This window comes from Paracidovorax avenae ATCC 19860 (assembly GCF_000176855.2).
Taxonomy (GTDB): domain Bacteria; phylum Pseudomonadota; class Gammaproteobacteria; order Burkholderiales; family Burkholderiaceae_C; genus Paracidovorax; species Paracidovorax avenae.
Window position 1 is genome coordinate 2,105,597 of sequence record NC_015138.1, and the last position, 14,274, is coordinate 2,119,870.

The window sequence follows — 14,274 nt, forward strand, 5'->3', positions numbered from 1 at the left end:
GCGAAGGGAGGATGGCCCGATAGCGAAGTCAGGCCAGAGTGTTATTCAATCAGGCCAATCGCCTGGACAGGTAAAGTAGCCCGTGGAGGACGAGGTCCGATCCGGTCAGGGCGAGGTCTCGTCGGCAAGCCTGATGGCGGCCGTGGGCGCCGGCTCGGCGCCGTGCGTGCGATCCGAGAGGTAGCGTGCCGGCGGTTTGCCCACCGCCTTGCGGAACATGGTGACGAACCCGCTGGCGTTTTCGTACCCCAGTTCCCATGCCACCGTCTGCACGCTTTCGCCCCTGGTCAAGCGCTGCAGTGCAAGGATCACGTGCAACTGCCGGCGCCAGCGCCCGAAGCCCATTCCGAGTTCATGCAGAAGCAGGCGGCTCATGCTGCGCTCGCTCATGCCGATGCGCGTGGCCCAATCGGCTTTCGAGGTTTTGTCCGTGGGGTCGGACAGCAGCATTTCCGCGAGGCGGCGCAATCGGGGATCGCGCGGCATGGGCAGGTGCAGGTCCTCCACCGGCGCCTCCACCAGCTCGTCGAGCAATGCCGCAATCAGCCGGTCTTCCCGCCCTCCCAGCGCGTACAACCCAGGAAAGCCTGCCACCTTCAACAGCAATTCGCGCAGCAATGGCGAGACCGCAATCGTGCAACAGGATTTGGGAAGATCGGGTGCGGCGTCCGGTTCGACGAACAGGCAATGGATTTCCGTTTCACCCGACCCCCGGGCCGAGTGGGGCAGGTCTCCGGGTATCCATATCGCGCACTGTGGCGGCACGATCCAGACGCCGTCTTCTATTTCGCAGTGGAGGATGCCGCGAACGGAGTAGATCAACTGGGCCTTGTGGTGCTGGTGCCTCGCATTCTCCCAGTCCCTCGCCACCGATGTCGCGCTCAGGGCCACAACGGGTCGAGGGACGTTGTCGACATCCCTGGGCGCAGTCACATCGGTGATGGCAACGCTCGACATGGTGCGTATTGGGCCTCGTGTTGAAGATGAGGCATTGTCTTATGGCCGCCGGTCGCGCCGGCGCTCTTGTCCTGCCGGTCAGCGCTGCGCAGGAGTCGACCATCCGCTTCCCGGTGAAGCTCTTTCGGGCCGATCTGCCGGCAGGCCAGCGCTGACCGGGCCTGGCGGCCGCTTAACATGGCGCCATGGCCTCGCTGCATCGGCATCCCGCACCCGCATTGCGCGGCTTGGTGGCATCCGTCTGGGCGCACGATCCCGCGCCGGTGGTGGGGCGGCCGCCCGCGCGAACACGTGCTGCCGACCGGTGCCACCCATCTTGCCGTGCGCATCGGCGGCGCACCGCTGAGGGTGTTCGACCACGCGGCCGACCTGCGCGGCCACTGCCTGGGCCATGCGGTGGTGGGCGGAGCTCGCACGGCATACCATGTGCGCGATATCGCACAGCCTGCGGTCTCGGTCGGCGCGATGCTGCGTCCCGGCGCTGCCGCCGTGCTGCTCGGTGTGCCCGAATCCGCGCTGGCCGGGCACCATACGCCGCTGGAACTGCTGCTGCCTGCCGGCGAGGTCGACGCGCTGCTGGCGCACCTGCATGCGTGCGCCGACGCGCCGGCGCGGCTGTCGGTGTTCGAGCGCTGGCTGGCCGACCGCGCAACTGGACGGCCGCTGCGGCTGCATCCGGCGCTGCAGACGGTGCTTCAGCGGTCCTGGCACCCGGACGCGTGCGTGGAGGACATGGTGCGCGCCAGCGGACTCAGCCACCGGCACTGCATTGCCGTGTTCCGGCAGGCGACCGGTCTCGCGCCGAACGCGTGGTTGCGCCTGCAGCGCTTCTCGCATGCGCTGGAACTGGCCGGCGATCGGTCACTGGGCTGGGCCGACATCGCGGCTGCCAGCGGTTTCGCGGACCAGGCACATCTGGCCAATACCTTCCGCCACATGGCTGGCGTCACACCGTCCGCATGGCGCCAGGCGGCCGATCCCGCCGCGCCGCGGCATGTGCCACGCTGAGCGCGGCGCAGGTCAAATGCCTGCAAGACGGCGCGGGGGAGGGCATCCAGAATGGGTGCATACACCACATGAGGAATTGCCATGGCGATCCACGAACTCTATGCCTACCTGTGCGTGCGCGATGCCGCCGCAGCGATGGATTTCTATGCCCGCGCCTTCGGCGCGCGCGAGCTGTTCCGGCTCACCGAGCCGGATGGGCGCATCGGCCATGCCGAGGTGGATCTCGGCGGCCACACGCTGCTGCTGTCGGAGGAGTATCCGGACATGGGCGTGCGCAGCCCGGAGCACCTCGGCGCCACGCCGGTCACGCTCCACCTGCATGTGGACGATGCCGATGCGCTGGTGGCGCGCGCCGTCGCCGCAGGCGGCACGCTCGAGCGCGGCATGCAGGACCATTTCTACGGCGAGCGCTCCGGCACCGTCCGTGATCCGTTCGGCCATCGCTGGCTGATCGGCCATGCGATCGAGTCGGTGACGCCCCAGGAGATGCAGCGTCGCTACACGGCGTTGTTCGATACGCCGAAGGCGTGATGACGCCGGACCCGGTGGACTAACGGTCCAGTTCCGCCAATCGCCTGGCCAGTTTTCTCTGCAGGGATGGAACGCGGCCCACCAAGCCGAGCAGCGAGCCGCGGACCATGCGGCCCGGCGGCGAGGACACCGTGGCGATGCGCGTCATGGCGTCGGTCATGCGGACCACGCCGCGCGCGATCCGGTGGCGGTGCCGGGCCCAGGCGTCGAGCCCGTGAGAGTTGCCATCGCGCAAGGCCTGTCGCAACGGTTCCGCGAGGGACACTGCATCCTGGATGCCCGTGTTCATTCCCTGTCCGCCGGCAGGGCTGTGCACATGGGCGGCATCGCCGCAGAGCAGCACGCGCCCGCGGCGGACCTGTGCGGCCACGCGGTGCTGCAGCTGGAAGCTGGAACTCCAGGGCATGTCCTTCACGCGCCGGCCGGGCGAAGGGAAGCCGCGTGCAGCGAGCAGTGCTTCGACTGTATCCAGGTTGGGAGGGCTTGCCGGGCCGGCCACTGCCGCGACCATGCGATAGCGATCCTCCGGTTCTCCCGCACATGTGGGAAGCGGAGCCACCACCATCAGGCCTTCGGGTGCAAAGAACAGGCTCACTTCGGTGCGCTGCAGGGGCCAGGCCATCCGCAGGTCGGCCAGCACGAAAGTCTCGGCATAGTTTCCGCCCACGAAATCGATGCCGGCCTGCTGCCGCACCACGCTGTCGGCGCCATCGCATCCCACGATCCATCGCGCCTGCACGTGCTGTACGCTGCCATCCGGCCGCGCCAGCTCGGCGCTGATGCGATCACTGGCTTCCGTGAACGACAGCAGCCGCGCGGGGCGCCACACGCTGCCGAGCCCGTCGCCGATCCGGCCCGCCAGGATCGCTTCCGTGATGTTCTGCGGGCACATCAGGGCATAGGGGTAGCGGGAGGGCAGGCCCTGGAAACCGATGTGGAGGAGCACCTTATCGGCTTCGCGCACGCGGAAGTCCGTGGCCTGCATGCCGGCAGCGAGCAGGTCAGGCACGACGCCCAGTGGCTCGAGCACTTCCAGGGTGCGGGCGTGGATGACGGCCGCGCGCGATGTGTTAAGCCCTGCCGCATGTTGGTCGATCAGCAGTGAGGCGATGCCGAGACGGTCCAGTGCCAGCCGCAATGCCATGCCGGTCGGGCCGGCCCCCACGATGAGCACTTCCGTGACAACCGGTCCATCGGCTGCTGCGTCCATGGCGATCTCCAGAAGTAAACAGGTGTTTTCATTCTGCTCCCGATGGTCCGGAGAGTAAACTGGTGTTTACTAATCCATGTTCCCGGAAGGCACTCCGTTGACACGCTCGCAAGCCACGAAAGACCGCATCCTCGACGCTGCACGGACGCTGTTCGCGTCGCAAGGGTATGACGGCACCACGGTGCGCGAGGTCGCGGCGCTCGCGCAGACCAACCCCGCGCTGGTCATCCGGTACTACGGCAGCAAGGAGGCGCTCTTCCTGGCGGCGGCCGAGTTCGATCTGCAGTTGCCGGACCTTGCAGGCGTTTCCAGGGACAGTCTGGGCGAACGGCTCGCTGCGCATTTCTTCACGATCTGGGAGGACAGCCCTTCGGGACGCCAGTTGGTCGCATTGCTGAGGGCGGCCGCGACGCATGCGGATGCGAGGGCCCGGATGCAGGACATTTTCGAGCGGCAGTTGCGGGCGGCCGTGCGCAAGCTGGCGGCGCCCGCTGCCGATGCCGATGTGCGTGCTGCGCTCATCGCGTCCCAGATGCTCGGATTCGCGCTCGTGCGATACGTGCTGGAGTTTTCTGCCAGGGGGATGAGCCGGCAGATGGCCGTGCGAGCGCTGGGCGCGACGCTCCAGCGGTACCTGGTTGAACCTATTTGATGGGCGTATGGGCGGCGGCCATCAGTGACCTGACGGAGCATCAAAGCGGTAGCGATGGTGTGGGCATCGTGTGATCTGCCTACATTTGTAAACAAATTTACCCATCTGTCGGATATTCAACCCATTGTCTGTGGGCCTATGATTTCGGCCGTTTTGACTCGTCCGTGCAGCCTCATGGCGCGCGGCCATGCACCATGACACGCCGCGTCACCATACAGACGCCCCTGGGAGAGCAACTGCAGTTCCGGCAGTTGCAGGGGCGAGAAGAACTGAGCCAGGTCTTCAGCCTCGACATCGACCTGCTGAGCGAAGACAAGAGCATCGACCCCAAGGCCCTGCTGGGCAAGAGCGCCACGGTGGTGGTGGAGACCGAAGGCGGAGGCCGGCGCTACCTCGACGGGATCGTGACGCGCTTCGGCACGCAGGGGCAGGACCACCGCTTCTACGCCTACCGCCTGCGGCTGCAGCCCTGGCTTTGGCTGGCCTCGCGCAAGAGCGATTTCCGGATATTCCAGAACAAGAGCGTGCCCGACATCATCGAAGAGGTGCTGGGCGCGTACGGATATCCGATGGAAAAGAAACTCAGCCGCAGCTACCGCACGTGGGAATACTGCGTGCAATATGACGAGAGCGACCTGCAGTTCGTCTCGCGGCTGATGGAGCACGAGGGCATCTATTACTACCACCAGCATGCGCAGGGCCAGCACACGCTGACGCTGGCCGACGACATCGTGGCCTCGCACCAGCCGCTGCCCGGGGCGGCCATGATTCCGTTCTATCCGCCCGAGAAGTCGGCCACGGCGGACCGCGAGAACATCCACGCCTGGGAGCTGCACGAGGAGATCCACTCGGGCCGCTTCTACAACGACGACTACGACTTCAAGAAGCCCAAGGCGGACCTGGCGAACATGCGGCAGATGCCGCCGGGGCACAGCCACGACGCCTACGAAACCTACGAGTGGCCCGGGGGCTACACGGAGTTCGGCGACGGAGAAGCCTATGCGCGGGTGCGGCTGCAGGAGAACCTGAGCGGGCGCAGCACGGTGCGCGGCGAATCGCGCCACCGGTCGCTGGCGACGGGCTACCTCTTCACGCTGGAGAACTACCCGCGTGGGGACCAGAACCAGCAGTACCTGATCACCGGCCTGCAGTACCACTTCAAGGAGAACCCACGGGTCAGCGCGGCGAACCCGGGGGGCAAGGGTACGGTGCAGGAAGAGGGCTCGTTCCAGCGGTTCACGCTGCAGGCGCAGCCCACGAGCCTGCCGTACACGCCGCAGCGCGTGACGCCGAAGCCGAAGACGACGGGGCCGCAGACCGCGGTGGTGGTGGGCCCGCCGGGCGAGGAGATCTGGCCGGACCAGTACGGGCGGGTGAAGGTGCAGTTCCACTGGGACCGGCAGGGCAAGTTCGACGAGCAGTCCAGCTGCTGGATCCGGGTATCGCAGGGCTGGGCGGGGCAGAACTACGGGAGCATCTACCTGCCGCGCATAGGCCAGGAGGTCATCGTGGACTTCCTCTCCGGGGACCCGGACCAGCCGATCATCACGGGGCGGGTGTACAACGCGGACCAGATGCCGCCGTGGAAGCTGCCGGAACACAAGACGCAGTCGGGCACGCTCACGCGCTGGAGCAAGGGAGGTGGCGGGGCGAGCATGCTGCGCTTCGAGGACCAGAAGGGGATAGAGCACCTGGAGCTGTCGAACACGTACGGCAACACGTACCTGAACATGGGGTACCTGATGCACCAGGGCACGGGCTCGCAGCGGGGGTATGGCTTCGAGTTGCGCACGGACCTGTGGGGCTCGATCCGGGCGGACAAGGGCCTGCTCATCACCACCTATCCGCAGGACTTCACGTCCATGGTGGCCAACTTCAACCCGGACGGCTTCGACCAGTTGGGCGCGGGCCTCGCCGGCACGGCGTCGCTCATGCAGCAGGCCAGCCAGGCGGCGCAGACGCTGGACGCGAATCTTGGCGCACTCAACTCGCTCAAGACCTCGCACATGATGGAACTGGGCGCGGGCATCGCGGCCATGACCGGCGCGCAGGCGGCATCGGCATCGATCTCCAAGGCCGCGGCCGCACTCTCGGCCTTCCAGGGCGGCGGTGGTGGTGCGCCGGAAGCGGCCCTGCCGTCCGACACCGATCCGGCCATGCCGCAGTCGCAGGCGCTGCGCGAACTCTCGCGCGACATCACGCAGCCCATCGTCTCCATCGTCAGCCCGCAGGGCCACACGATGGTCAGTCCCAAGCCGATCGTCATCAGCTCGGGCCAGAGCGCGTCGATGCACGCCACGCAGCACATCACCGTCTCCAGCGGCGCGCAGCTCACGCAGCTCGCCAAGGCCGGCATGTTGACGCACGTCTCCGAAGGCGGGCAGCGCACCACGGTGGGCGCAGGCGACATCGCCACCGATGCGCAGACGGGCAACCTCAATCTCACCGCGCAGCAGAACGCGACCCTGGCCTCGCGCACGGACACCGCCACCGTCGTGGGCCAGCAGAACGTCAACCTGCAGGCCACCGAGGACTCGGTACTCGTCAAGGCCGGGCAGCACATCCGCCTGCAGGCGGGCGCGACGATCACGCTCACCGCGGGCGAGGGGGCCTCCATCACCCTCACCAGCGACGGCAAGGTGGAGATCCGCGGCAAGAACGGGCTCATCGAGCTCTCGGAACTGCTCGACCTCTACGGCGTGCCGATTCAGCTCAACTGCTCGGGTGCCGCGCCTGAATAGGCGCGCGCCCTGCCTCCTCCGGTCAGGCGCCGGGCGCGGCGCATCCACTCCCTTCCAAAGAAAGCACGATATGCGCTACCAGATGCAGGAAGGCAGCTTCGAGCTGCCCGATGGACTTCAGGACAACAGCATGCACATGTTCATGACGGGTAACAGCGGCCTGGACATGAGCCTTATCGCCACGCGAGAACGTCTGGAGGCCGGCGAGAGCTTTGGCGCATACATGGAGCGCCAATTCAAGTCGGTCGCCATGCAGGTAAAGGACTTCAAGATGGGCGAACGGCTGGGCGACACGGCCATTCCCGCCAAGGGACTGGCATCGCTGGAGTACGCGCAGACATTCCGCCAGAACGGTCAGACCGTCCACCAGCGCCAGCGCACCTGGCTGCTCGCCGACCAGTGCACCGTGCTGGTGCTGACGGCCGCCTCCATGGCACCTCTCACCGAAGCCCAGAAGACACGCTGGCGCGCCATCTGCGACAGCTTCCAACCGCGTGCATGACCACCCTCATCCTGGCCCTCCAGTGGATTTCCTTTCCTGACGACCCCTCGCCATGAGCTCCCATCCCGCCGCCGCCCGCATCCACGACCCGATCGCGCACAGCAACGCGAACTCGCGGCTGCTGGCCAAGGTGGTGGGCATCGCTGCCGGCGCAGCGGTCCTGACCGCGGTCTGCGCCGGCACCATCGCCGCGGGCGTGGCCGCGGGCGTGTCGGCCGTGGGGACGGTCGTCTCCGGCGGGCTGGCCGCCCCCATCCTGGTGGGTGCGGTGATCCTCACCGGGGCGCTGGCATCGCTCACCGTCAGTGTGGTGGGAGGCAACATCGGCGAGAAGATCGCCGATTACCTCGTGCCGGAAACCTGGGAGGTCAAAGGCGAGATCACGTCGGGCTCGGCGGACGTGCTCATCAATGGTCGCCCGGCCGCCCGTGCCACCGATGCCGTGCCACTCGACGAAGTGCATTGCAGCGATCACCAAATCCAGCCCGTCAACCTCATCGCCCAGGGAGCCGCGCAAGGGCCTCGCCAGACGCTGATCAACGATGCACTGGCCGCGCGCAAGGGCGACAAGGTGGTATGCGGCGCGGTCATCCACGAAGGTTCGCCGAACGTCTTCATCGGCGGCGCACCGGAAACTGTGCGCGACTACGACGAGGAGGCCAGCATCTGGCTGCGCGGGCTGCTCTTCGTGCTGGAGGTGCGCCGCTTCTACAAGAACATCAAGTGCCTGTGGAAACTGGCGCGAAACCCCAAGGGGGTCCTCCAGAGCGTGCAGTGCATTCTGCAGGCCGCTCAGGCAGCCGGCTCCGCGGCGATGACGCTGCCGGCCATCCTCGGCAACCCGGTGCATGTCGCTTGCGGCGCCAAGCTGCTGGGTGGTGACGAGGACCTGGATTTCGTGTTGCCCGGCGTGTTGCCCATCGTCTGGCAGCGCACGTACAACAGCCTGGACCATCGCACCCAGGGCCCCTTCGGGCAGGGCTGGAGCACGCCCTACTGCCAGCAATTGCATCTCGGGACCGGCGCGGATGGCGTGGCCACGATCACCTATTTCGACAGCGACGGGCGCGATATCGTGTTCGAGGCACCGCGGCCCGGCGAGGGCCAGTTCAGCGTGGCCGAGGGCATGGGCATCCTCTGCAGTGAGGGTGGCGACTACCTCGCCGTTACCGCGCAGGGGCACTACCAGTGGTTCGGCAACGCGCAGGACGCGCTGCCGGGCGGCGTGGCAAGCGGCGGCGTGCTGCAGCTGCAGCGCGTCGAGGACCGCAACGGCAATTTCCATGCGCTGCGCTACGACGCACACCACCGCCTCGCGCACCTGGCCGACAGCGCGGGACGCCTGCTGGCCTTCGAATACTTCCCGGAGAGCCGCCGCCTGCGCCAGATCGTGCTGCGCACCGGGGTGGAGGGCGAAACCCCCGAGGTACTGGCACGCTACGAGCACCACGGGGACCTGCAGAGCCTGCAAGCCCAGTTGGCGAAGGTCACCGACCGCTGCGGCGAGGTCGTGCGCCGCTTCACCTATGAGCACGGGCTTCTCGTGCACCACCGCCTGCCCGCGGGCCTGAACTGCCACTACGCCTGGCAGCGCTTCGATGCGGACCTTGGCCACCGTGCCGGCCCCCATTGGCGGGTCGTGCGCCATTGGACGGACGATGGCGCGGATTACCGCTTCGACTACGATCTCTCGCACCGCACCACCCAGGTCACCGATGCGCAGGGCCGCACACGCCGCTGGTGCTGGAACGGCGACCACGAAATCACGGCCTACACCGACGCGCTCGGCGCCACCTGGACGCAGGAGTACAACGAACTGCGGCAGTGTCTGCGCCATGTCGATCCCCTGGGCCACGCCACCACCTGGGTCTACGATGACGCAGGCAATCCCATCGCGCAAACCGATCCCCTGGGGCGAACGCAGCGCTGGCGATGGACGCCCGTGCCCGCAAGCCTGATGCAGGCGAGCATCGGCCCCGCAGGGGACGCCTGGAGCTACCGCTACGACGACAACGGCAACCTGCTCGAAGAAACCGATCCCCTGGGCCACCGCACCGCCTACGCCAATGACGACCGGGGCCTGCCCATCGTCATCACCGATGCGCATGGGGGCCGCAAGCGCCTGCAGTGGGATGCGCGGGGCCTGCCGACGGCCTTCACCGACTGCTCTGGCCAGACCACGCGCTTGAGCTACGACCACCGGGGCCATCCCCTGGAGGAAACCGACGCTCTGGGCCAGACCACGCGCACCGAGCATGACGCGCTGGGCCGGCTGCTGCGTATCACCTTCCCGGATGGCGCCAGCCATGCCTGGCGCTATGACGCGGCCGGGCAGTGCGTGCAGGCCCGTGACGCGCTGGGCCACACCACCCACTACAGCTACAACCCGCGCGGCCAGTTGCTCGGGCGAACGCGCAACGTCGGCGGGCTGGCGAGCACCATCCACCTGGGCTACGACGCAGCCCACCGCCTTGCGGCGCTGGTCAACGAGAACCGCCAGACCTACCAGTTCGCCTACGACGCGGCCGACCAGCAGGTGGGCGAGACGCGCATCGACGGTTCGCGCCATGTACTGGAGCGGGATACGGCAGGGCAAGTGGTCGGCGTCACCGAATATCCCATGCCGCCGGGCGCCTGGGACGATGTGCCCGGCCACGCGCCCGTGCAGCCCATCCATGCCCGCCTGGAGCGCGATGCTGCGGGGCAGTTGGTGAGCAAGCGCATCTTCACCATGAAAGCGGATGCGTCTGCCGATGCGCGAGCGCACGCCCCCGCAATGGCCTTGCAGACGCGGCTGGCCTACCGCTACACGCCCACGGGCGAACTCGCCGGTGCCGAGGAATACGCGCCCGACGGCCGGCGGCTGTCGCGGCATGCCTGGCATTACGACCGGCTGGGGCAGATGCTGCGCGAGCACAGCGACTGCACCATCGGTGGCCATGGTACGGATACGGAACACGCCAGCGTGGTACGCCACGCCTACGACGCGCTGGGCCAGCGGATCGCCACTGTACTGCCCGACGGACGCACGGTGAACTACCTGCACTATGGCAGCGGGCACCTGCACCAGATCAACCTGGACGGCATCGTCGTGAGCGACTTTGAGCGCGACGGGCTGCACCGGGAGGTGCTACGCACGCAGGGCCGGCTGGCGAGCCGCTTCGCCTACGACGGCGCGGGCCGGCGCAGCGCCACCTGGGTGCGCCCGGCCGTGCTGCGCATGGGCACAGCCAGAGGGGCGGGCGGCTGGAGCCCGGGCGATGCGGACTGGATGCGGCGTCTGCGCCACCCGGGCCTGGAGGACACCCTGCTCAAGCGCTACGGCCACGACGCCAACGGCGAACTCGTGCACGAAGAACACAGCCGCCATGGGGCAACCGTGCGGCGCTACGACGAGGCCGGCCGCATCGTGGCCAGCCTGGCCGAGCGCCACCCGGCGCTGCAGGAAGCCTTCCACTTCGATCCGGCCGGCAACCGCATCGGTGCATTGGAAGCCCAGGCCCTGTCCAGCCAGGGCCGTGGCTGGGTGCGCCACAACCGGGTGAAGGTGCTGCAGGACAAGCGCTACGACTACGACGGCTTCGGGCGGCTGATCCGCAAGCGCATCGGCGGGCACACCGAACTGCACTTTCGCTACGACGCGCAGCACCGCATGACGCACGCGTCGGTGATCCGCGCCGGCCAGAACGGCGAACCCCTGCGGCAGGTGTTCCGCTACCACTACGATGCCATCGGGCGGCGCATTGCCAAGGAGGACGATTTCGGCGCGACGCTCTTTACCTGGGAAGGGATGCGCCTGCTGCAGGAGTGCCGGGGAGGGCAGAGCAGCACGTACCTCTACGAGCCGGAGAGCTACGTTCCATTGGCCCGCATCGACGGCGCGGGGGCCATCGAGGAGCACCCGGCCGCGCGCTATGCGTTCGGGCCCGATGCACGGGCAGGCAAGCAGGCGTCCGTGCCCGATACGAACCCGGACTGGAGCAGCCGCTTCAACGCGGTAGCCGCCAACGCTGGCGGCAGCGTATCCGGCACATCGGCCCCGTCATCGGCACCCATGGAGCCCACGGCCCAGGTCTATTACTTCCACGTCCAGCCCAATGGCCTGCCCGAGGAGATGAGCGACACGCGGGGCAACCTGGTGTGGCAGGCCCGGTACCTCACCTGGGGCGCGACGGTGCAGGAGCACTGGCAGGCGTTCGACGCCACGGGCCGGCCCGCGGATGCGCCGCTGGCCGAGACGTGCGATCGCCCGCAGCAGAGCTTCGCCCCGATGCCGCAGAACCTGCGCATGCAGGGGCAGTATCTCGACCGCGAGACGGGGCTGCATTACAACACCTTCCGGTACTACGACCCGGATCTGGGGGCCTTCACCACGCCTGATCCTATCGGGCTGGCCGGCGGGATCAATCTGCATCAATATGCACCCAATCCTATTGCTTGGATTGATCCTTGGGGGTGGAACCGCACCACATATTGTGGCAAGGTACAAAATAAAACGACCACTCATTCAACCCGCAAAAGAGCTAAAGAAGCTGCCGCTCATGCCCATGGGGGGAAAAAACTGCCCCAACCCAAAAAGGCGTTGCCAGAAAATGCAACGGATGCCCAGAGGGCAGCTCTGAAAGCAAAACAAGAAAGATACGAGCAGCAGCAGAAATACAGAAATCCAGATCGGCATCCAAATAGTGATTATCCTGAGTCACATTATCACACTGGCAATAAGCCCGATATCACTAAGCCTGCGCCAATAAATAACCCCGTCAATAACCATCACACCTGGGGCAGAGCAGCTAGACAACGCAATTGAATTCGAGGAAAAAAATGGATGGATTTGATTTTTTTGTTGACAATTTTGTCGAAAAAGAACATCGTGAAAGATGGCATTTTTTTAGAGCCAAGGGCTGGGCCAGGGTTCGTAAAAACTTGGGTCAGCTTGAAAATCAATTGGATCGAAAAAAAACAATCCTCATACAAAAGAATACTATTGATTTTGCAGCACAGAAGATACGAGAATTTAATTTCTCATCTGGTAAATATATTGATTTCAGGGTTGAGGAATTGATATTGCCGCCACCTTTTTTGGATAAAGTTTCAAGTAACTCTTTGCTGGTTTTTGAGAAAGAAAAGATCGCATTTTATTTCCACGACGAAGGTTGGATTTATTATTGTAGATAATTTATATTAATATCGTCAGCCGCCAACAATGGCGGTGCGCACGCGCCACATCGGCGCCCACGGTCCAGGTCTATTACTTCCACGTCCAGCCCAATGGCCTGCCCGAGGAGATGAGTGACACATACGGGAACCTCTCAAAACCCGGCCACTCCCTTGTTCACCGACAAGACCTGAGCCGTCCTCCTTGCCATGATCTCTCCTCGCAGCGCCTTGAAGTTCGATCTGTTTGCCGAGGCGTCGCGCCAGCATAAGAGAGATGAAGTGGGCGATCCGTTGCAGGTGATCGCGCGGCACATCGACTTCGCCGAGCTGGCGCGGCTGGTGGATGCACTCATCGAGCGCGGCGATGGCCGCAAGGGTGGTCGGCCGGCCTATCCCATCGAGGTGATGGTGCGCATCCTGGTCTTGAAGCGCCTGTACAACCTGTCGGACGAGCAGATGGAATACCAGTTGCTGGACCGGGCGAGCTATCAGCGCTTTTGTCTGCTGCAAGACGCGATGAACGTGCCGGACCGCAACACGATCTGGCGCTTCGGCGAGCGGCTGGGCGTTGACGGGGCGACGGCGTTGTTCCAGGGTGTGGATGCGCAACTGCACCGCCATGGCTACATCGCCCGTGGCGGACAGGCCATCGATGCCACGCTGGTGCCCGCGCCCCGCCAGCGCCTGGACAGGCAGGAGCGCGAGGCCCTGGCCGAAGGCAGAACGCCCGATTGGAGCGAGGCCGAGCGCCGGCAAAAGGATGTGGACGCCACGCACACGAAGAAGCACGGCAAGGGCTACTTCGGCTACAAGCTCAGCGTGAGCGTGGACCTCAAGCACGGCTTCATCCGCAGGATCGCCACGGGCACGGCCAGCGAGCATGACGGACACCACTTCGACGAGGTGCTGGACCTGCACAACACCGGGCGTGCAGTGCATACGGACAAGGCCTACGCGAGCCGGCAGCGCCAGCAGCTACTCAAGGTGCTGGGCTTGGTGGACGCGATGCAACGCAGGGCTCGGCCGGGCAAGCCACTGAGCGAGTGCCAGCAAAGGCGCAACCAGCGCATCGCAAAGAAGCGTGCCAAGGTGGAGCATGTGTTTGCCGGTCTCCGTCACCTGGGCGGCAAGTTCGTTCGCACGATCGGGCAGACCCGCGCCACGGTGGCGATGACGATGATGGCTGCCTGCTACAACCTCAAGCGCCTGGCGTCGTTCCTGCATCGGCAAGTGGATGCGTTCTTCAAGCCATCGGCTGCCAAGGCACGGGTGCGCCTGCAACCGTCAAAAGCGTGAGCCTTGCGGGGGGCAAAGGCCCCTGTACATGGGCTGCGTCCCACCCACCGAGCAGGTGTCCGAGCGCATTCGGGGCGCTGGAATCTGACGACACGCCGGAAAAACTGGCTGGTGGCGGTTGTGAGAGGCTCCCATACGGCAACCTGGTGTGGCAGGCCCGGTACCTTACTTGGGGCGCGACGGTCCAGGAGCACTGGCAGGCGTTCGACGCCGCGGGCCG

At 65.9% G+C, this 14,274-nt stretch carries 10 protein-coding genes; 8 read left to right on the plus strand and 2 right to left on the minus strand.

The genetic code is table 11. The features are described from left to right. Nucleotides 1-105: 105 nt before the first annotated feature. Nucleotides 106-957 (minus strand): AraC family transcriptional regulator, encoded by an 852-nt coding sequence (locus ACAV_RS09405; RefSeq protein ID WP_013594333.1) that lies wholly within the window; start codon nt 955-957, stop codon nt 106-108. Nucleotides 958-1,248: 291 nt separating this feature from the next. Here ACAV_RS09405 and ACAV_RS09410 point away from each other — a divergent pair, with 291 nt between their 5' ends. Both ACAV_RS09410 and ACAV_RS09415 read left to right on the plus strand, forming a co-directional pair. Then, on the plus strand, nt 1,249-1,965 hold the full coding sequence (locus ACAV_RS09410) for a helix-turn-helix domain-containing protein (protein WP_218918162.1): 717 nt from the start codon (nt 1,249-1,251) through the stop codon (nt 1,963-1,965). An 81-nt stretch (nt 1,966-2,046) separates the two neighbouring features. Next, nucleotides 2,047-2,496 carry a VOC family protein gene (locus ACAV_RS09415; RefSeq protein ID WP_013594335.1) on the plus strand — a complete coding sequence of 150 codons (450 nt, stop codon included), beginning with the start codon at nt 2,047-2,049 and terminating at the stop codon, nt 2,494-2,496. 19 nt (nt 2,497-2,515) lie between these two features. Here ACAV_RS09415 and ACAV_RS09420 read toward each other — a convergent pair whose 3' ends face one another. Then, on the minus strand, nt 2,516-3,706 hold the full coding sequence (locus tag ACAV_RS09420) for an FAD-dependent oxidoreductase (protein WP_013594336.1): 1,191 nt from the start codon (nt 3,704-3,706) through the stop codon (nt 2,516-2,518). Nucleotides 3,707-3,803: 97 nt separating this feature from the next. Between ACAV_RS09420 and ACAV_RS09425 the strand changes: the two genes are divergently transcribed. The 6 genes from ACAV_RS09425 to ACAV_RS09445 all read left to right on the plus strand — a co-directional run bounded on the left by ACAV_RS09425 (nt 3,804) and on the right by ACAV_RS09445 (nt 14,054). After that, nucleotides 3,804-4,358, plus strand: coding sequence for a TetR/AcrR family transcriptional regulator (locus ACAV_RS09425; protein WP_041829106.1), 555 nt, complete (start codon nt 3,804-3,806; stop codon nt 4,356-4,358). A gap of 194 nt (nt 4,359-4,552) precedes the next feature. Next, entirely contained in the window at nt 4,553-7,099 is a 2,547-nt protein-coding gene (gene tssI, locus ACAV_RS09430) for a type VI secretion system tip protein TssI/VgrG (protein ID WP_013594338.1), read from the plus strand. A 70-nt stretch (nt 7,100-7,169) separates the two neighbouring features. Beyond that, the gene (locus ACAV_RS09435; RefSeq protein ID WP_013594339.1) at nt 7,170-7,601 is read left to right on the plus strand and encodes a DcrB-related protein; all 432 of its coding nucleotides are present in this window, start codon (nt 7,170-7,172) and stop codon (nt 7,599-7,601) included. A gap of 52 nt (nt 7,602-7,653) precedes the next feature. Then, nucleotides 7,654-12,408, plus strand: a complete 4,755-nt coding sequence (locus ACAV_RS09440) for an RHS repeat-associated core domain-containing protein (RefSeq protein ID WP_013594340.1) — start codon at nt 7,654-7,656, stop codon at nt 12,406-12,408. Nucleotides 12,409-12,422: 14 nt separating this feature from the next. Further along, the gene (locus ACAV_RS24550; RefSeq protein ID WP_157768742.1) at nt 12,423-12,776 is read left to right on the plus strand and encodes a hypothetical protein; all 354 of its coding nucleotides are present in this window, start codon (nt 12,423-12,425) and stop codon (nt 12,774-12,776) included. Between the two features lie 192 nt (nt 12,777-12,968). Further along, a complete protein-coding gene (locus ACAV_RS09445; protein ID WP_049791218.1) occupies nt 12,969-14,054 on the plus strand; it encodes an IS5 family transposase in 1,086 nt (361 codons plus the stop codon). Nucleotides 14,055-14,274: the final 220 nt, after the last annotated feature.